Origin of the sequence: Methylocystis sp. (assembly GCF_051062815.1) — a bacterium.
Taxonomy (GTDB): domain Bacteria; phylum Pseudomonadota; class Alphaproteobacteria; order Rhizobiales; family Beijerinckiaceae; genus Methylocystis.
The window spans coordinates 1-18,774 of sequence record NZ_JBPFDU010000034.1 but is presented as its reverse complement, the minus strand read 5'-3'; the positions used below and the strand labels follow the sequence as shown (position 1 = coordinate 18,774).

At 61.7% G+C, this 18,774-nt stretch carries 19 protein-coding genes; 10 read left to right on the top strand and 9 right to left on the bottom strand.

The genetic code is table 11. The features are described 5' to 3' along the window. The first annotated feature begins 32 nt into the window (after positions 1-32). The 3 genes from ACR65W_RS05355 to ACR65W_RS05345 all read left to right on the top strand — a co-directional run bounded on the left by ACR65W_RS05355 (position 33) and on the right by ACR65W_RS05345 (position 3,488). Positions 33-593: a DUF3280 domain-containing protein gene (locus ACR65W_RS05355; RefSeq protein ID WP_434498175.1), complete on the top strand. Its 561-nt coding sequence runs from the start codon at positions 33-35 to the stop codon at positions 591-593. A gap of 164 nt (positions 594-757) precedes the next feature. Next, complete coding sequence (locus ACR65W_RS05350; RefSeq protein WP_434498174.1) at positions 758-2,173, top strand: D-alanyl-D-alanine carboxypeptidase family protein; 1,416 nt, start codon at positions 758-760, stop codon at positions 2,171-2,173. 106 nt (positions 2,174-2,279) lie between these two features. Beyond that, complete coding sequence (locus tag ACR65W_RS05345; protein WP_434498173.1) at positions 2,280-3,488, top strand: CobW family GTP-binding protein; 1,209 nt, start codon at positions 2,280-2,282, stop codon at positions 3,486-3,488. Here the strand turns inward: ACR65W_RS05345 and ACR65W_RS05340 are convergent. Next, on the bottom strand, positions 3,485-4,801 hold the full coding sequence (locus tag ACR65W_RS05340) for a cation:proton antiporter (protein WP_434498172.1): 1,317 nt from the start codon (positions 4,799-4,801) through the stop codon (positions 3,485-3,487). The two genes, ACR65W_RS05345 and ACR65W_RS05340, sit on opposite strands and share 4 nt — an antisense overlap. Positions 4,802-5,022: 221 nt before the next feature. Between ACR65W_RS05340 and ACR65W_RS05335 the strand changes: the two genes are divergently transcribed. From ACR65W_RS05335 to ACR65W_RS05325, 3 genes are read left to right on the top strand one after another with little or no spacing between them, the layout of a single operon-like run. Next, positions 5,023-5,790: a ComF family protein gene (locus tag ACR65W_RS05335; protein WP_434498171.1), complete on the top strand. Its 768-nt coding sequence runs from the start codon at positions 5,023-5,025 to the stop codon at positions 5,788-5,790. Positions 5,791-5,810: 20 nt separating this feature from the next. Beyond that, positions 5,811-6,083 (top strand): glutaredoxin 3, encoded by a 273-nt coding sequence (gene grxC / locus ACR65W_RS05330; protein ID WP_434498170.1) that lies wholly within the window; start codon positions 5,811-5,813, stop codon positions 6,081-6,083. Then, positions 6,080-6,478, top strand: a complete 399-nt coding sequence (locus ACR65W_RS05325) for a DUF1178 family protein (RefSeq protein WP_434498169.1) — start codon at positions 6,080-6,082, stop codon at positions 6,476-6,478. Before grxC ends, ACR65W_RS05325 begins: the two co-directional genes overlap by 4 nt. A gap of 106 nt (positions 6,479-6,584) precedes the next feature. On the opposite strand, the gene ACR65W_RS05320 is transcribed toward ACR65W_RS05325, so the two are convergent. From ACR65W_RS05320 to ACR65W_RS05290, 7 genes are all read right to left on the bottom strand, one after another. Then, positions 6,585-7,172, bottom strand: coding sequence for a hypothetical protein (locus ACR65W_RS05320; RefSeq protein ID WP_434498167.1), 588 nt, complete (start codon positions 7,170-7,172; stop codon positions 6,585-6,587). A 173-nt stretch (positions 7,173-7,345) separates the two neighbouring features. Beyond that, complete coding sequence (locus ACR65W_RS05315; protein WP_434498166.1) at positions 7,346-8,356, bottom strand: hypothetical protein; 1,011 nt, start codon at positions 8,354-8,356, stop codon at positions 7,346-7,348. Between the two features lie 31 nt (positions 8,357-8,387). Then, positions 8,388-8,825 carry a hypothetical protein gene (locus tag ACR65W_RS05310; RefSeq protein ID WP_434498165.1) on the bottom strand — a complete coding sequence of 146 codons (438 nt, stop codon included), beginning with the start codon at positions 8,823-8,825 and terminating at the stop codon, positions 8,388-8,390. A 1,091-nt stretch (positions 8,826-9,916) separates the two neighbouring features. Beyond that, entirely contained in the window at positions 9,917-10,462 is a 546-nt protein-coding gene (locus tag ACR65W_RS05305; protein ID WP_434498164.1) for a hypothetical protein, read from the bottom strand. Between the two features lie 122 nt (positions 10,463-10,584). Then, the gene (locus tag ACR65W_RS05300; protein WP_434498163.1) at positions 10,585-11,187 is read right to left on the bottom strand and encodes a DUF1254 domain-containing protein; all 603 of its coding nucleotides are present in this window, start codon (positions 11,185-11,187) and stop codon (positions 10,585-10,587) included. After that, positions 11,178-11,768 (bottom strand): DUF1214 domain-containing protein, encoded by a 591-nt coding sequence (locus ACR65W_RS05295; RefSeq protein WP_434498162.1) that lies wholly within the window; start codon positions 11,766-11,768, stop codon positions 11,178-11,180. Before ACR65W_RS05295 ends, ACR65W_RS05300 begins: the two co-directional genes overlap by 10 nt. Before the next feature lie 17 nt (positions 11,769-11,785). Next, positions 11,786-14,023, bottom strand: coding sequence for a transglycosylase domain-containing protein (locus ACR65W_RS05290; protein WP_434498161.1), 2,238 nt, complete (start codon positions 14,021-14,023; stop codon positions 11,786-11,788). A gap of 212 nt (positions 14,024-14,235) precedes the next feature. Between ACR65W_RS05290 and ACR65W_RS05285 the strand changes: the two genes are divergently transcribed. Continuing rightward, a complete protein-coding gene (locus tag ACR65W_RS05285; protein ID WP_434498160.1) occupies positions 14,236-14,784 on the top strand; it encodes a YcgN family cysteine cluster protein in 549 nt (182 codons plus the stop codon). Positions 14,785-14,895: 111 nt separating this feature from the next. Here ACR65W_RS05285 and ACR65W_RS05280 read toward each other — a convergent pair whose 3' ends face one another. Then, entirely contained in the window at positions 14,896-15,285 is a 390-nt protein-coding gene (locus tag ACR65W_RS05280) for a hypothetical protein (protein ID WP_434498159.1), read from the bottom strand. Between the two features lie 753 nt (positions 15,286-16,038). Between ACR65W_RS05280 and ACR65W_RS05275 the strand changes: the two genes are divergently transcribed. From ACR65W_RS05275 to ACR65W_RS05265, 3 genes are all read left to right on the top strand, one after another. Next, complete coding sequence (locus ACR65W_RS05275; RefSeq protein ID WP_434498158.1) at positions 16,039-16,572, top strand: hypothetical protein; 534 nt, start codon at positions 16,039-16,041, stop codon at positions 16,570-16,572. Beyond that, positions 16,526-17,857: a DNA-packaging protein gene (locus ACR65W_RS05270; protein WP_434498157.1), complete on the top strand. Its 1,332-nt coding sequence runs from the start codon at positions 16,526-16,528 to the stop codon at positions 17,855-17,857. The genes ACR65W_RS05275 and ACR65W_RS05270 overlap by 47 nt, the downstream gene beginning before the upstream one ends. Positions 17,858-18,022: 165 nt before the next feature. Continuing rightward, positions 18,023-18,774 (top strand): phage portal protein (locus ACR65W_RS05265; protein ID WP_434498156.1); only part of this gene is annotated, 752 nt, incomplete at its 3' end.

Below are 18,774 nucleotides of genomic sequence, written 5' to 3'. Positions count from 1 at the left end.
TACGCCTTCAACTGCAACAGCGGAGCCTGGCGATGGTCAAGAAGACGCTCACTCATCTTTTGTTATCGGCGCTCATCACAATCGCGACCGGAGCCGTCGCGATCGGCGCTCGCGCGCAATCATCCCCGCCGTTCAAACTCGCGGTCTTCGACATCGAGCTCGACGACTTCACCGCCGGGGGTCCGATCGCCGGGGAAAGCCCCGAAGAAACCGCGCGCCTCCAGCGGATGACCGCGCTGGCGCGGGAGCTCCTGACTCAATCCGGGCTGTTCGAAATCGTCGACGGAAGCGCGGCGACGGATCAGAGGGTCAAGGACCATTGGCTGCGCAAGTGCAACGGCTGCGACGCCGACATTGCGCGCAGGCTTGGCGCAGACCTGTCCTTCGTCTGCTTCTTTAGAAAAGTCAGCGTGATGGAGCAATATCTCGAAATGCGCATTCGTGACGCGCGCACGGGAGAACTGGCGCATATCTCACAGACGGATCTGCGCGGGGAAACCGACCAGTCTTGGACCCGTGCGCTGAAGTTCCTGATGAGACATCACCTTGTCGGGCCAGAACTCGCGCGTCGAAACCACCCGCTTCAGCCGTAAGGGGGGCGCGCGCTTTCCCTGTCGTGATGGTTAACAGGTTATAACCAACCGCCCCCGAATCGCCCAATTCCAAGCCTATTCCGGCTAAGCGCCTCAGGCGCTATTATATAGATGGCGTTTCATGCGATCCCGCGCGTTCAGCGCCGGGTAACGGGGCTAGGCGGATGATCTTCTCGAAGTCCACTTTGATTGCGGCGGCCAGCGTATTGTTGATCGTGTTTGGCGCCGCCGCGCCCGGCCGCGCGACCCCGTCCATCGTCATCGATGTCGCGTCGGGCGCCGTGCTCTCGCATGATCAGGCGACCGCCTCCTGGTATCCCGCCTCGGTGACGAAGCTGATGACGGCGTATGTCGCGCTCGACGCGGTGCGCCAGGGGCGCATCTCGCTCGAGACGCCGGTGATGATGTCGCCGCGCGCATGCGGCATGGCGCCTTCCAAGATGGGCTTCAGACCCGGCTCGGAAGTCACCCTGCAAAATGCGCTCATCATGCTGATGGTGAAATCCGCCAATGACATCGCCGTCGCCATCGCCGAAGGCGTGTCCGGCTCGGTCGAGGCCTTCGCCGACGAGATGAACCGCCACTCCGCCGCCCTCGGCATGACGCAGTCGATATGGGTCAATCCCAACGGCTTGCCCGATACGCGGCAGGTCACGTCGGCCCGCGACCTCGCCATTCTCGGCCGCGCGCTCTACCTGCAGTTTCCCGAGCACGCCAATCTGTTCAACATCGGCGCGATGCAGCTCGGCAAGCAGATCATCCCCACGCACAACCATCTTCTCGGCCGTTATGCCGGCGCCGACGGCATGAAGACGGGTTTCACATGTTCGGCCGGATTTAATCTTGTCGCCTCCGCCACACGCGGCGGCCGGCGTTTGATCGCCGTCGTCCTCGGCGCGCCCAATCCGATTCTGCGCACCGCGAAGACGGCGGCCCTGCTCGATCGCGGCTTTCAGAGCGGGGCTGCCGTCGCCTCTTTGGCGTCCCTGCCCAGCTCCGGCCCAACGGCGGCGCCCGACTTGCGCGAGTCCGTGTGCCACCACCGCGGCCCGGCGGCGGCGGAATTCATGGCCGAGATCGAGGATGCTTCGGTCCCAGTCGGCTCTGGCGTGCCGCTGCTCGACGCGCTCGGCGGCGCTCCGCAGCAGAAGATGAACGCCAAGGAAATCGCGCATCTGCCGCGCCCGCGTTTTGAGCCCGTGTCCGTCTATGTGGGACGCGCGCCGGGCTATGCCGGTCCAGTGGCGCGGGCGCGCGCGCCGGGAGCGCCGGTTGGCGAGCAGCCTGATCTTGCCGCCTATGCGGCGCAGCCTGAAGCCGGCGACGCCAGCGCCTCGCCGATCAGTAAGCCCGCGCCCGACGCGGTATCGCTGCGACGCGCCAAACACGCCAAGGCCGCGAAAGCGGCGCGCGCCGCCAAGGCGGCAAAGGCGGACGCTGTAAAGGTCGACGCCGTCATCGCCGAGGAGCCACCCCCCAAGCCCAAGGCGGCGAGAAGCGCGACGAAGCCGAAAGCGGCCGCAGCGCAAAAGCCGGCGGCGTCGAAGGCGCACTCCGCCGCCGAACCGGGCAAGAGCTGAGAATCGCCGTAGGATCGTTCGTTCTGGAAACGCGCGGCGTTTTCGGCGATGATGCGAGCCTTCCGCGAGCAGGAAATTTCTCCAGCTCCGGCGCGAGTTCCGCTGAATGAACGATCTGACCAAGGCCGCCGCGAGTCGCGCGACGCGCTCGGCGCCGCCGCCAATTCCGCTGACCGTCATCACCGGCTTCCTTGGCGCCGGCAAGACCACGCTGCTCAACCGACTGCTCGCCTCGCCGGCGCTCGCCGATACGCTCGTCCTCATCAATGAGTTCGGCGAGATCGGCCTCGATCATCTCTTCATCGAGAAGATCGACGGCGACATGGTGATGATGAGTTCGGGCTGCGTGTGCTGCTCGATCCGCGGCGATCTGGTGAACACGCTCGAAGATCTGCTGAAGAGGCTCGACAACGGCCGGATCAAGCCGTTCAAGCGCGTCGTGCTGGAAACGACTGGCCTCGCCGATCCCGCGCCGATCCTGCACACGATCATGTCCCACGCCTATCTGATGATGCGCTATCGGCTCGACGGCGTCGTCACGCTCATTGATGCGGTGAACGGCGAAGCCACGCTCGACGCGCATGAGGAAGCCGTCAAACAGGCCGCCGTCGCGGATCGGCTCGTCATCGCCAAGACGGATCTGCCGCAAGGCGCCGAGCGTGTGGATGCGCTGAAGGCGCGGCTGGCGCGGCTCAACCCGGGCGCCCTACAGCTTGACGCCGCCAAGGGCGAAGCGACGCCCGACGCGCTCCTCAACTGCGGCCTCTACGATCCCGCGACCAAGACGCCGCGCGTGAAGGAATGGCTCAACGCCGAAGCGGTGGAAACAGCGCAGTCGCATGATCACGCGGGCCATGACCATGGCCATGAGCATGACCATCACCACGAAGCCCACGACCATCGCCACGATGTGAACCGGCATGACGCGCATATCCGCGCCTTCTGCTTTTCCTCCGAGACGCCGCTGACGCCGGCCTCCTTCGACATTTTCATCGACCTTCTACGTCACACGCATGGACCGCGCATGTTACGCGTGAAGGGAATCGTGGCGCTGGCCGACGATCCATCGCGCCCCGTGGCGATCCATGGCGTGCAGCATGTCTTTCACCCGCCACATCGCCTCGACGCTTGGCCCGATGCTTGGCCCGACGCGGACAGGCGCACGCGCATCGTCTTCATCGTCAAGGATCTCGACGAGGGCTTCGTCCACGGGCTCTACGGCGCGCTCGTCAATCACCCCGCGCCCGACCGTCCCGACGCGCAGGCGCTCGCCGACAATCCGCTCGCGCCCAGAGCGGGCGGCCTGCTCGGCTAAGGGCGGTTGAACAGGCCGGAGACGCGACGCTCGGCGTCCTGGAGCGTCTCGATCCATCGAGGCGGCAGTTTGGCGAACACGGCGGACGCTTGCGAAGAGAACCAATCGGCGACGGCGTGAGCGATCGACGATATGCCGCTCTCAAGGCGCGATGGCTGACGCGTTCCACGCAGCCAGAAGGCCAGCGTCGGGAACGCCGTGACGGTCACCATCGCGGCGCCCACAAGCGCGGAAGCCGTCTCTGGCGCCATCTGTCCCCTCCCGACGCCGAGATAGGTCAGCGCGACGACAAGCGGCAGGGTGGTCGACGACAACAGCCCCAACGCCGGAATGTCCCGCTCGGGCAGCGTCCCGCGAAAAAGATTCAGCGGCGCGAGACGAATGAGCAGGAAAGCGACGCAAAAAAACGCGAAGAGCGCGACGGTCGCCGGGCTCCTGACGAGCGCCACAAAGTCAAATGACGCGCCGCTCTCGATAAAAAAGAGCGGAATCAAAAAACCGGAGCCGATGGCGGTCAAACGATCATTGAGGATTTCGGCCTTGGTGCCCCGCACCAGGACCGCGACGGCCATGCCCGCCATATAGGAGCCGACCACAAGCTCCATCCCCAGCCTGTCGGCGAATGAGACGAAGCCAAGCAAAACGACGAGCGCGATTCGAATAGGCAGAAGCTCGCTGTCGCCAAGCCAATACACAATGCTTTCGGCCAGCCGGTCCGAACGCGCGGTCTTGAGGAAAAAGATCGCGGCAAGCCCGAGCGCGATGAAAAGCGCGCTTAACAGCGTCTGGTGCAGATGATGATTGTGCTGCGCCAGAACGATCGAGGCGAGAATGAGCGGTCCAAGTTCGCTGATAGCCGCGACGCCAAGGACGTAGCGTCCGAATTCATTATCGAGATCCCCCGCCTGCCGTAAAACGGGGATCAATATGCCGAACGCCGTGGTCGGCAAGATCAGCGCGACGAGAAGCGGCGCCTCCACGAGGCCAACGAGATAAAGCAGTCCGGAAATAACGACCGAGAGGCTCAATGAAATGAGCCATGCGAAAAGTCCCAGGCGAAGCGGCTTTCCGCTTATTTCCTTCTGATTGAACTCGAAGCCCGCCTGAAAAAACAAATAGACCAGGCCAAACTCCATCAAAAAATTGACGGCGCCATCCCCCGCCACCAGCCCCGCCCCGCTTGGGCCGACGAGCATGCCCAGCAACAGTTCGATGGCGACGATCGGCGCGCGCGCAAACGCCGGAACTCTGTTGAGCAGCGGCGCGAGCACGGCGATGCAGGAGATGACGAAGATCGTGTGGAATTCGCTCATGGGGGCGTCAATCTCCTGAGGGTCCGCTTGGCGCGGTAATGGCGGCCTTGCCGCCCGGCTGGACAATGATTCTTTTGCTGACCCCTACGATGCGTTAGGGTCCCGCCTGTGCTCAAGTCCTGATTTGTGACCAAGGGTTCTTCGCGCCGCGCCTTGCGCGCATCAGGTCGCAAAGAGCGGCCTGCCAAGCTTCTTGCAAGGCTTACTGAGTAAGGTTTCGGATGACGCGGCTCGGAGACATGGGTCTGCTTCGACCCCTTGCGCGGGCGGGACATGCGCTTCTCGACCTCATCTATCCGCCCTCCTGCCTCGTCTGCCGAAGGGCGGTCGCCGCCCATGGCGCGATCTGCGCCGAGTGCTGGCGCGACATCGCCTTCATCGAGCGCCCCTATTGCGAGCGGCTCGGCACGCCGTTCGAACGCGATCTGGCGCAGCCGGGGTTGATCTCGCTGGAAGCGGCCGCCAACCCGCCAGCCTTCGGCCGCGCCAGGGCCGTCGCGCGCTACGACAGCGACAAGGCCCGCGCTTTGGCGCACCGGCTGAAATATTACGACCGGCTGGAGCTCGCCGCGCCGATGGGCCGCTGGATGGCGCGGGCCGGCGCCGAACTCCTCGCCGACGCCGACGTCATCGTGCCCATCCCCTTGCACCGGCTGCGGATTCTGGCGCGGCGGTTCAACCAGTCGGCGGCTCTCGCGCAGGCGATCGCGCGCGAGAGCGCCGTGCCGGTGGAGACCATGGCGCTGCAGCGCGTCAAGCCGACGGCGCCGCAGGTGGGCCTGACGCGGGCGCAGCGCGCCGCCAATCTCTCCGGCGCCTTTCGCGTCGAACCGGAGCGGGCGGACGCCATCCACGGGCGCAATGTCGTGCTGGTGGACGATGTGCTGACAACCGGGGCGACCGCCAACGCCGCGACTCGCGCTTTGCTCAAGGCGGGCGCGGCGCGCGTCGATCTCCTCGTCTTCGCGCGGGCCGTGACAAGCGCATGAAGGCCGGCGTATAAGCGCGAATGGCCCCCCGCATCGAAATCTACACCACGACGACCTGCCCCTATTGCCTCGCCGCGAAGCGGCTGCTGACGCAAAAGGGCGCCGAATTTGAAGAAATCTCGGTGGCGTGGGACCCGCTGGGACGCCGGCGCATGAGCCAGCGCGCCAACGGCCGCTCGACGGTGCCGCAGATCTTCATCGACGGCAAGCACATCGGCGGCTGCGACGAGCTTCACGCGCTCGAAGGCGAGGGAAAGCTCGACGCGCTCCTCGCGGGCGGAGCGACGCCATGATCCGCTACTCCCTCATCTGCGACGCCGGACACAGCTTCGACAGCTGGTTCCGCGACAGCGCAGGATTTGAGAAGCAGGCGGCCGAAGGACAGATCGCCTGCCCCTTCTGCGACTCGACGAAGATTACGCGCGACGTCATGGCGCCCAATATCGCCAAGCCGCGCGACGACGCGGCGCATGATCTGCGCGTGAAGCTGCGCGAACTGCACGACACGGTGGTCGCGCATACCGAAGACGTCGGCGACCGCTTCCCTGAGGAAGCGCGCGCCATGGAGGACGGCGAGACGGAGCGACGCGCCATCCGCGGCCGCGCCACATTTGAAGAAGCGAAGGCGCTGCTCGAAGAGGGAATCGAAATTCTGCCGATCCCGGGTCTGCCCGGCGACAGCAATTAGCGCGCGCCTGTCGCGCCAACCCCGCAGCATGTCATGCCCGACAAGGGGCTTTTACGATGTCATTTCCTTACCCTGCGGCTTCTCGAAACGCTGGCGCCCGATCGCGCTAGTCGGTTTCGCGAGCGCTCCTGGTCAAAATCAGAAAGTTGCCAAAGAGGTTGATAGCAACGGCGACAAGTCCGATACTTAAAAAAATCAGAATTTTTGCCAGTCTAAACCCCTTCAATTCATGCATATAGTTGATCTGCGCGTAAATTGGCAGCGCGGGCTTACTTAATGTGCTAATAATAATGCCGTTAAAACCTACAAAAAATAGGGTGAATAGCAAGCCCCAAGTTAATAGTTTTCGCGGCGTTACGCTTGTGGCAGCAACGCGGCGCCGTAACGCATCTCGCGCGAGATACATAAAAAAAATCATACCCGATATCCACATAAAATAATAAACAAGTATAAGCCAATCTAAGGAGCAAGCTTCTGTAGCGGTCACTATGTTCAACCTGATTAAATCTTGAACACGCTTGAGAGATGAAAGCCATCTCAGATTTGAAAAGCATACGTCGATACCAGGCGAGATATAGAGTGGGAGAACAAGGCCGAGTAATGTGACGGTCAAAATAAAATGGCCCAAATTCCGTTCTTCGCGCGTGCGACGAGCTTTTGGGGCGATCGGGGATTCATCGCGATTATCTATCATAATCAATCTCTTTATAGGGCGGAGCACGCTCGAGGCTCGTCGCCGGACTCCGCAAACAGCCATCGCATGCATTCACGCAAGAACCGGCGCCCCAATGAAACGGGCTTCGCGTCGACGAATGGCCAACCGACAGGCGTCGAGCATGACGATGTCCGTACGATTGAGCGCCGTCATCACAATTGTCCTTCATTCAGTTCGCCAATTTCGAACGTGTCCAACAGCCGTTCCAGCTTCAGCTTGATCTCCGGCCACATCGGCATGAATATTCGTGGAAACTCGGCTGTGATCACAGCGTCCAGGCGCGCATAGCGAAAAAACATCTGGCATTCGGGGCGGCGATCCCATCCCGAGTCTTCCGTGTGATCCTTGATTTCTTCCGCCTGACACTCGAACCATAGATCAATCGGTTTTCTGTCGACATAATAGAAATCGACGGCCTCAGCCCCACCGAGCTCGGTCTTGTAGCGGCTCATATCTCCTATGACGCCGACGCGCTTCAAATTGAACTTGTCCGGCTTTGGGCCAACCGTCAGGTTTCTAGATTTCAAAGACACGCTTTCTGGATCAAGAAAAATCCGCTGTGTGTTATAGAAATTTTTTTGAATCACTCGAACCTTTTCAGCCTCCCCGCCCTGCACTTTTACTTCGGAATCCACGCTCACAATCATCTTTGTCCTGTCGAGCCCTCGACGTCGGATGTGTCGATCGGTCGGTTGCAGGACCGTGAAATCCGGCAGATCGACTCCGATGCTGAACCCATGCACATAGACGTCCCGATAGTTCGGATCTGGATATCCGCGTCCCAAGGCGGGTTCGCAGCCGACATCGGCCCATGTCACATATTCGGCGGGCACGCGCAGGCGGACGCGCCAGCCCGGCGGGTCCATCAGCCAGCGCAGTTCGAGAAAAGGACGCCCGTCGGGATCATTGACGAAGCGTTCGTTGGGGATGCAGTCGGTCTTCTCGGTTTTCACCGCGAAGACATTGCGGCCGACATGGTTCGCCACCCAAAAAAGCGCAGCGACAATTGCGAGAGGGCCAATAAGCCAGCCCGCAAACTGATGAATGGAAATGCCGGAAAATAGGGATGTGAACGCAGCGGAGCGGATGCGGCTCCCGGCGAAAAAGCTGGCAAAGGCGGATAAGCTCATGTGAAGCCCGCGCGGCCGAACGATGCCGCTCATGGCCTGCTCCGACGAAATGGTGCAGCCGTTGTCAATGCGCTTCACAACCTAGTATCGGCCCACACGCCAGCATGTCGCATTGAACGTAAGAAGAATTGCTGCCAACAAACTCCACGCTTATCCCGTCAGCTTGAAATGGATATGTCGCATCTTCCCTTGAAACGCCCCAGCCATAGTCTTCTGATTCACGATCATCTCCTACGCCACGAGATATTTTATTATAGTCTGAAGATATAGTGGCATGGCGGTATGAGTAGTACCCTAACAATTCTGATTCTATATGTTTTTTAAAATGAGATATAGCCTCAGAGTCAGTAAAAGTAAAATTCTTATCGACGCACTTGAAGACAGAATATCTCAAGAAATGATTAACCTCCGCGTGAATAAGAAACAGAAGCACGAACGCGGCCCCTGTTATCAATATTATTTTCGCCACGCCCCATACGACGCTCCATAAGAATTTCAACATGGCGCTTTCACGCCGTCATTCCCGACGCGCGAAGCGCGATCGGGAATCCATAAAAAAACCGATCATGCACGGCGTTTGCTCCTGGATTCCCGATCAGGCCTGCGGCCTGCCGGGAATGACGCGGCAATCTGAGTCGTCATTGCGACACGCAAAAAACCATCGTGCCCATTCGTGCAAGAACCGACGCCCGAATGAAACGGGCTTCGCGTCGACGAATGGCCCGCCGACGGACGTCGAGCAAGACGATGTCCGTACGATTGCGCGCCGTCATCACGATTGTAATTCATTCAGTTCGCCAATTTCGAATGCTTCCAAAAGCGGCTCCAGCTTCAGCTAGAACCACCATCGATTCTCCTACATATTCGCACGCCTCTGTGGATCGCTAAGACGTTTGACACAAGCAAGGCCACCAGGGACACCAGCAGAGGAATCATACAAAATTCCCCCACTAGCCTTCTTATCGACCCATGATCCAGAAATTGACGAACATGTTCAGGGAAATCAGGAACCACAAAGTAAAAACCAATCCCAAACAGAAATAGTGAACCCATGTATATTGACACCAACATCAGCGTAAATTGCACGCACGAAAGCCTTCTACCAGCTCTTAAGAAGGATAAGTACAGAGCGTCAACGCGAGAAAATATCGCATAGAGCATCAAAACGAGAGCTGCAGTAAAATACAAGACAACCGCATAATAAAAAGATTGATAGTCAATCCTCCCTACATGAAATAGATAATCTAGTATATAAAGCAACACAACGAAGCCGGCCGCAGATCCCCAGATACATGTCCCGGCCAACTTCGTATGCGAGGTATAGATGCCCACGTATTGTCCTCCAGTTTTTGACTCGACCAGCCAGGAGCGAACCAGCATGCGCTTTCAAGCGCCTCTCGCTTACAATCCTGAAGAAAGGGGGCGCACGTTGAGCGCCACGTTAAATTCGTAATATTGAGGCGCCTTATGCTTTCGGCCGCGCATGCGCCGGCTCTCCGCCGCACCTTCAGCCCCTCCCCTGAAAAATAATGCCGATAGGCCGGGTGCCCGGGCGCGTAGCCGGACGTCTCATGCCGCACGACGATTTAAACGCTACACACGACCGTCCCTGTCGTCGAAAATTGACCAAAGGACGTGAAAGCACATAAAACCAATCACCCAGATACCTGCACAAAGCGACAATTTCGTAGAAAACCAAATTTTAGCTACAATGATGCTATCGAGATTAGACGCATAAGGCTCATACTGATAGATCAAAAACAGCAATGCCACCCCAACTAGAATCAAACTACATACAATAATCGTGTCTCTCCAAAACTTTATTGGAGGCTTACCGTTTGAGGCCGCTCGGCGGTTTAGCAGCTGAGGCATTGATCGCCCAATCAACATGCTGCCTATAATAACAGTGATACCATACGCCAAAAAAAGCCGCTCGAAGGAGCATACTTCCTGCGCCGATAAAAACTTGTATTTAATAAATGCTTGAATTGTGGGCGCCGCAGAAAAGAATCTAAGCGGTCCACGACATAAATCCGCGCTTGAGCCCGCTATCGGTATAAGAAGCCCCAAGACCGCAGCAGCTCCCATGAAGATCTCGAAAATCCTTTCCTTGCCGGAAATTCTCTCCTCAGGAATCATGACGGTCGCTGCCATAGAAAACCGACCAAAGCACAGCCTCATCATCCGAAGTAGCGACAATAACGTGAACTGGAAAATCAGAGCGCAACCGCTCACGCGATGAGGTCCATCGGCAGCGTGGCTCACCCCTGCGGCAGATCGAATCGCTGGCAGCTGATCGCGCTCAATCTGCTGCGCGCGCGCTCCTGGTCGGAGGCGCGCTTGGCCAAGGAGCGGATCAGAATGAAGCCGCGCTTCGCCGGCGCCGTGAGCCGCACTTCCTGCGGCGGCGGGGCGTCGCCCTCATCCGCGCTCGTCAGCGCGTCGATCTGGCGCGCGTCGCCGACGACGATGTCGATCTTGCCCTTGATCGCCGAGCGGTCGGTCATCGAATGATAGATGCGGCCGGCGGTGGCGTGAAATGAGAGTCCGAGAAAATCCTCGCCGTCGACGTTCGTCTTGACCCGCAGCGGACCCTTGGCGAGATCATAGACGCAGACCGCCTCGGCGAAGGCCGGATCCTCGAAGGGCAGCGTCTCGGCGCCGGGCGCCATCTGCGGCAGCATCACCAGTCCTTCCGCCGGCGCGGCGCTCTTCACATAGGACGCGAGTCGCGCGAGCGCGTCGTTCGGCGCCACCGTGGGCATCAGCAGCACCGAAACGATATGCACGATTCCCGCGACGAGCAGCGTCGCGAACAGCCACGGCAAGAGGTCGAGATAGCGATCGGGAATATTCAGGCGCATCCGAGTTTCACGATTTTTGGAAAGGAATTTGGATCTGGAGCCGACTCGATGTCGAGCGGCGTATCATAGAGCCGCAGCATGACGACAAAGTCCTTCGCCCCGCCCGGCGACAGCCAATTGCCGGGCCGCGCCTCGCGCGCGACGTCGATCTCAAAGGCGCCGCCCTCATTGCGCAGAACGTCGACCGAGGAATAGCCGTAGCGCTCGGTGGGATTGGCGAGGAGCCGGCCGTCGGGGCTCGCCAACGCGATCGTCCAGAAGCGCGCGGCGGGCAAGGGATCGACAATGCGATATTCGCATTCGGCGCTGAGCGGCGCGCCATTGGAGTCGGCGCGGGCGATGAAGGCCAGTCCCTGATCGCGGCCGAGCGGCGCTTCTCCGGAACGCGAGATGACCGCCCGCGCATAAGGGTCGATGTCGGCGCCGCCGATATGCGGCCAGGCGGTCCACGCCCCGGCGCGCAGTGAATTGAAGCCATAGCCGGCGTTGAGCGACAGGACGGTCGCAAACAGGCCGATGCCGACGCCGGCGATCATCGCCGAGGCGGCGCGCAGATAATTTGCGTAAGGCTTGAGGTCCAAGGGTGCGCTCCCGCCGCTTAACGGATGACGCCGACGGCGGCGCCGCTCGCGCGCTGCGCCTCGCGCCGATCGACGTCGGATGCGGCGGGTTCAGGCGCTTCGAGCCCGCTCTGCTTGTCGCCGCCGACAGCCTTGATCTTCATTTGAAGCGCTTCGAGCGCCTGCATCGCGCCCTTGGACAGGGTCGCGGGACGCTGCGGCGCGCCAAGTTCGAGCGGCTTGACGACATTGGCGTTGGCGGCGGCTGTCGCGCCCTTGGGATCGGGCCTCAGGCCGACGATCGGCTTTAAGATCGCGCCCTGATGCGCATAGGCCATGATGTCGTGCCAGGTGCTTGCCGGCAGCGTGCCGCCGGTCATGTTGTTCATCGGCGCGTTGTCGTCATTGCCGTACCAGACGCAGCCGCCCATCGTTCCGGAATAGCCGCAGAACCAGGCGTCCCTATAGCCATTTGTGGTGCCGGTCTTGCCGATCACGTCGATGCCCTCGCCGAGCTGCGCGCGCCTGCCGGTGCCTTCCTCGACGACCTTCTTCATCATGCCGGCGAGTTCGACGACCTTGTCGAACGGCACCGCCTGCGTTTGCGGCGGCGCGTCGCGGTCGTGGCGATAGAGCAGATCGCCCTGGCGGTTGCGAATTTCGACGGCGGCGTAAGGCGTGACCTTTTTGCCGCCGTTGACGAAGGCCCCATAGCCCGCCGAATGTTCGAGCAGGATCACGTCGCTCTGTCCGACCGGAAGCGAGGGCGTGTCTTCGAGCGGCGTGGTGATGCCGAGCCGCCGGCAGGTTTCAATGATCTTGGCCCGGCCGATGCGGGAATCGCCCTTGCCGATCGCCTGCGACAGTTGAATGGCGATCGTGTTCAAGGATTTCGCCAGAGCCATGGCGAGCGGCATGGAGCCGGCATAGCCGCCGCTGTAGTTATGGACGCAGTAATTGCCGATGCAGGTCGGCCTGTCGGTGACGATGGTCGTCGGCTTGAAACGGCCGGTCATCAGCGCTGTGAGATAGACATAGGGCTTGAAGGAGGAGCCCGGCTGGCGCGCGGCGTCGGTCGCGCGGTTGAACTGGCTTGCGCCATAATCCCGGCCGCCGACGATGGCGCGCACGGCGCCGTCCGGCTCCACGACGACCGCGGCGCTCTGCTTGACACGGAAGCTGCGGCCCTGCTCGCGCAGATTGGTTTCGATGACGTCTTCGGCGCGCTTCTGGACGTTGGAATCGAGCGTGGTGCGCACGCTAAGCACGCGATTGTCGCCGAGCTTGCCGTCCTGCGCGAACCTGCGGATTTCGCCATAGGCGTAATCGAGATACCAGTCGGGGCTCGTCTCGCGGGCGCGGTCGATCGGCGTCGCCGGACTGCGCTGCGCCGCGATGATCTGGCTATCGGTCATGAAGCCGGCGTCGACGAGATTGTTCAAGACGTCATTGGCGCGCGCGCGCGCCGCCGGCAGATTGACGTGCGGCGCATATTTCGTCGGCGCCTTGAACAGGCCCGCGAGCATCGCCGACTCGGAGAGCGTGACGTCTTTGACCGACTTGCCGAAATAGAATTCGGCCGCCGCCTGGATGCCGAAGGCGCCGCCGCCCATGTAGACGCGATCGAGATAGAGCTTGAGGATTTCCCGTTTCGTCAAATGATGCTCGAGCCACAGCGCCAGAAAGGCCTCGTTGATCTTTCGGGTGATGGTGCGCTCATTCGAAAGGAAAAGATTCTTGGCGAGCTGCTGGCTGATGGAGGAGCCGCCCTGCACCACGCCCGATGACCGGGCATTGACGGTGAGCGCCCGCAGCGTGCCGATCACGTCGATGCCGAAATGTTCGTAGAAGCGGCGGTCTTCCGTCGCCAGCACCGCCTTGATAAGATAATCGGGATATTGATCGAGCGGCACGGCGTCGTCGTGCTTGATGCCGCGCTGGCCGACTTCCGCGCCGTAGCGATCGAGGAAGGTGACGGCGAGATCGGTCTGCTTGAGCCAATTCTCGTCGCTGGTCATCTGGAACGCCGAGGAGGCGAGCGCCATGGCGACGACGCCGGCGCCGAGGCCGAGCGTCAGCGCCTCGCAAGAGAGCTCCACGCCAACCCGGGCAAGGCCGGTGACATGGAACCGCTCCATGAAGGTCGAAAAATCCTCATAGAGTTCGCGGGCGCGCCGCCCGCTCTGGAACATGGCGGAATCGATCAGCGCATCGATCGCGAGCAGGATGCGCCTCAAGCGCTTGGCGAAAGCAGAAGCCTGGAAACGCTCCAACACAGCTCAATTGCTCCCCGCGCCGATAAGACTTATCGGCGCATTGTGGACATTAACACTTTTTTAACCATCTTGACGACAGTCCGCGCGACCCACACTGCGTTATGGTTTCTGTCGCGCAAAGCGCAAGTCGAAAGAGAAGGATGGCGTTAAAAAAAGGCAAAAATGCCCCAGATCACGCTGCAGGCGGGAGGAACCGCCCGAATCCGAATCATGTGACCGGGTTTAAAAGCGTCGAGCGCGCCGAAAAACCGGATTCGAGTTTTTCGCGGCGCGCCCTCCCGGTCGAGGCCGCGCCGACCGAGACGCCATTCTGGGAAAAGCCGCTTTCGGACCTCACCCGCGCCGAGTGGGAACAGCTCTGCGACGGCTGCGGCCGCTGCTGTCTGGTGAAGCTCGAAGACGAGGACACGGGCGCGATCTATCACACGAGCGTCGCCTGCAAACTGCTGGACCAGCAGAGCTGCCGCTGCGGCGACTATCCGCGGCGACGGCGCTACGTGCCGGACTGTGTGCGGCTCACCCTGGAGAAACTTGCTGATATTCCCTGGCTGCCGCCGACCTGCGCCTATCTGCTGCGCTTTCGGGGCAAGCCGCTGCCGCCCTGGCACCCGCTGATCTCCGGCGATCCGGAAAGCGTCTCTCGCGCCGGCGTGTCGGCGCGCGGCCGGATCGAGGCCGGCGAAGACGACGTCGAGACCGACGATCTGCCGGACTTCATCAGGCTGTGGCCGAAACGCTGGCCGAAGAAGGCGCGATGGTGAACTGGCTTTGCGGACGAATTTCTCAAATGCGGGACTTATTCGGATATACTTTTGCGCAGCCGACCGAGGATCGCCGGCAATTTTGCGCGGACATCCATCAAATGGATCTGGCTATCGCTTCAGCGCGACGACTTCGTCGATTCGATCGTCCTTGTCGTATCTCACGCGGAAGACCATTTCGTCGCCGGTGAAAAATACGCCTTCCGTCGGAGTCCCCACGACTTCCCATAACCCCAGCGTCACGACGTCGGCGGCGCCGTGAAAAACGGCGCGTCCCGCTTTCGCCCCCGCTGAATAGCCGTTCACGAATTTAAAAATTTCATATGTTCGGCCGTTCTTGGTTTCGGTTGCGGCGGGCATGCCGAATTCCGCCAGCATCAGCGTCCTGGACGTCCCAACCGTGAACAAATCGACATTCTTTGCGTCCGGCTGCTTCGTCGCCATATAGACGCTGCATCCCGCCAACGCCCAACAGAGCGCCGCGCCAATCAATATCCGCATGAAGCCCCCACCCGTCAAAATGTGTTTTTTTAGCGTCGCGCCATTCTAGAGTCGACTCTTCCTCGGCGCTCCCCTGTTGATTCCGCCGATCGCGCGGCGCGAGTAAAGACCAGCGCCGTCAAGCAAACCCCGACCGCGCGAATCGCCAATAGCGCCAGTTCGCCGCGCCCGGTCTTGCAACGGCTCGATGAATCTCTGTTGACAAGGGCGCTCATTCGCAGCGAGGGGGTTTTTCAGCGTGAACAGCCGTGGCGTCGGCGGCGGATTTCTAAGCGCTCCTTCGTTAACCATTCGCCCAACAAAAACACATTCGCCGGCGCTGACCCACCACGGCCTCAATCCCGTCGGGGCTTTTCCGGCTTCGCGCGTCAGGCGCTTCATTGGCCTCCACACGATTCGCCGCGCCGGTGCTCTTGCCCAACTTTTATGATTTTATTCCTTGACAGCAGGACGTTGGTCCTATAGAAAAGCGCCATGCTCCAAAATTGCGCTTGAGCGGCGCGAACGAGTTTACCGGCGCGGCGTCCTCTCCTCCCGTTCCCCCGCGTCTTCCCGTCCCCTCGCGCTTTAGGACGCTTCGCGTCTTGAGCCGAGGGGATTTTTTTGGAGCGCCGAGGCAAGAACGGCGCAACAGACGCCCACAATGTTTGTGACTCTGCGTTCTCGATCAGGCCTTCGGCCTGTCGGGAATGACAGCGCGCCAACGCTTCAGCAAAGCAAACCCTAAGTCGCCAACCCTTCGGAGACTGGCTGATGGCGGCCAAATCCGTCCCGCCCTGCGATGAAAAGATCGCGCAGGCGAAGCTTCTCTATGACTCGAGCGTCACGCCCATCGGCGAAATTCTCGAACTGCTCGGCATGAGCGTCGGGCAGTTCCGCCGCTTTCGCGAAATTCACGGCTGGCCGCTGCGCGCCTCCGCCTGCGCGCCGAAAAAGCCGCAAGAGGCTGCGCTTGCCGCAAAGAAGCCGCGCGACGCGGGCCGGCTCATCGCGCGGCTCGAAGACGCCGTCGAACAGGAATTCGCCCGCGCCGAAGCGGCGCTCGCCAAACATGCGCCAAAGACCATCGAGGCGAGCGCCCGCACGCTCGCAAGCCTCGTCAAGACGCTCGCCGAATTGAAGCGCATGCGACGCGAGCACGAGGATAGAGAGAACGACGCCGACGATGACAGCGACCCCTCCGCGAGCGAGCGAGGCGGCGACGCGCCGCCCCGCGAATTGGCCGAACTCCGCGCGGAGCTTGCTCGACGGCTTGAGCGCCTGCGCGGCGCAGGGCCGACTGAATGAGACGCTCGAAGGTCTGAGCGCGAGAGAACTGGCGCGGCTTCTCGACGAGTGGGAATTCGTCGCACGGCGCGATCAATGGCCGCCGCACCTGGCCGCGAGCGGCGCGCCTTGGCGCACATGGCTGATCCTTGGCGGGCGCGGCGCGGGCAAGACCCGCGCCGGCGCCGAATGGGTGAAAGCGCTGGCGCTCGGACGCGCGCAATTTTCAATGCGACCGCTCGGCCGCATCGCGCTTGTCGGCGAGACGGCGGCCGACGTGCGCGAAGTGATGGTCGAGGGCGTCTCCGGCCTGCTCGCCGTGCATTCGCCGCGCGAGCGGCCGCGCTGGGAGACGACGCGAAAGCGTGTCGTCTGGGACTCGGGCGCCGTCGCGCAGGCGTTTTCGGCGGAAGATCCGGAAAGCCTGCGCGGGCCGCAGTTTCACGCCGCCTGGTGTGACGAGCTCGCCAAATGGCGCTACGCCAGGGAGACATGGGACATGCTGCAATTTGGCCTGCGTCTCGGCGACTGGCCGCGTCAGCTCGTCACGACGACGCCGCGTCCGCTGCCGCTCCTCAAGGAGCTGATCGCCAATCCGGCGAGCGTCGTGACGCGCGCCTTGACGCGCGAGAACGCCGCCAATCTTGCGCCGTCGTTTCTGGAAAGCGTCGTCGCTCAATATGCCGGCACGCGATTGGGACGTCAGGAGCTCGACGGCGAAATCCTCGACGAGCGCAAGGACGCGCTGTGGACGCGCGACATGCTGGAGCGCGCCCGCGTCCATGAGGCGCCGCCGCTCAAGCGCATCGTCGTCGCGGTCGATCCGCCGGCGAGTTCCGGCAAGCGCGCCGACAATTGCGGGATCGTTGCGGCAGGGATCGAACAGGCCGGAATGCTCTATGTTCTCGCCGATGCGACATTGTCGGCGGCGCGGCCGGGACAATGGGCGCGTGCGGCGATCGCGCTCTATCACAAGCTCTCGGCCGACGCGCTTGTCGCCGAAGTCAATCAGGGCGGCGAAATGGTGCGCGCCGTGCTCAACGAAGCCGATCCTTCGGCGCCGGTGACGATGGCGCGGGCGACGCGCGGCAAATATTTGCGCGCCGCGCCGGTCGCGCAGCTTTACGAACAAGGCCGCGTCAAACATGTCGGCGCCTTTCCGGCGCTCGAAGACGAGATGTGCGATTTCGGCGCCGACGGACTTTCGTCGGGGCGCAGTCCCGACCGGCTCGACGCGCTGGTCTGGGCGATCACGGCTTTGGCGCTGACGCCCAAGGCGCCCGAGCCGCGGATGCGGCGGGTTTAGCGAAGCATTGCAGGCTCTCCTTCTCCCGCGTGCGGGAGAAGGTGTCGCCACGAAGTGGCGACGGATGAGGGCCCTCACCCGACCCCGCTTCGTGGGGCCACCCTCTCCCGCAAGCGGGAGAGGGTTTAGCGCCGCGTCAAACGCTTTCCTTTCAAAGGACCTTTCATGCCCTCTCTGCTCTCGCGCTTAGTCAGCGCGGTCACGCCGGCGCGCGAAACCAAATATTCGCGCGCCGCGAAGCTCCTCGCCATGCATGCGCTCGGACAGCCGCATTGGAGCGCGCGCAATTCGACGGTGCTGACGCGCGAAGGCTATGAGCGCAACGCCGTCTGCCATCGCTGCGTGCGCATGGTGGCGGAGGCCGCCGCCTCGGTGCCCTGGCTCGTCTATGAGGGCCGCGAGGAGGCGATCGACCATCCGCTCCTCTCGCTCATCGAGCGCCCCAATCCGCTCGACACCAGCGCCTCCTTCATCGAAACGATCTGCGCCAATCTGCTGCTTTACGGCAACGCCTATATCGAATCCGTGCTGATCGACGAGGAGCTGCGCGAGCTTTACGCGCTGCGGCCCGACCGCATGAGCATCGAGGCGGGGCGCAACGGCTGGCCCGCCGCCTTCATCTATCGCGCGCTCGGACAGGAAGCGCGCTACGAGACGCGCGGCGAAGGGATCGAACCGATCCTGCACATCAAATTCTTCAACCCACTCGACGATTATTACGGCTTTCCACCGCTCGCCGCCGCGCAGGTGGCGCTCGACACGCATAACGCCGCGAGTTTCTGGAACAAGGCGCTGCTCGACAATTCCGCGCGGCCATCGGGCGCCCTCGTCTATGCGGGGCCGGAAGGCGCGCATCTCACCGACGAGCAATTCTCGAGGCTGAAAGAAGAGCTGGAGGAGAATTTCTCCGGCGCGAC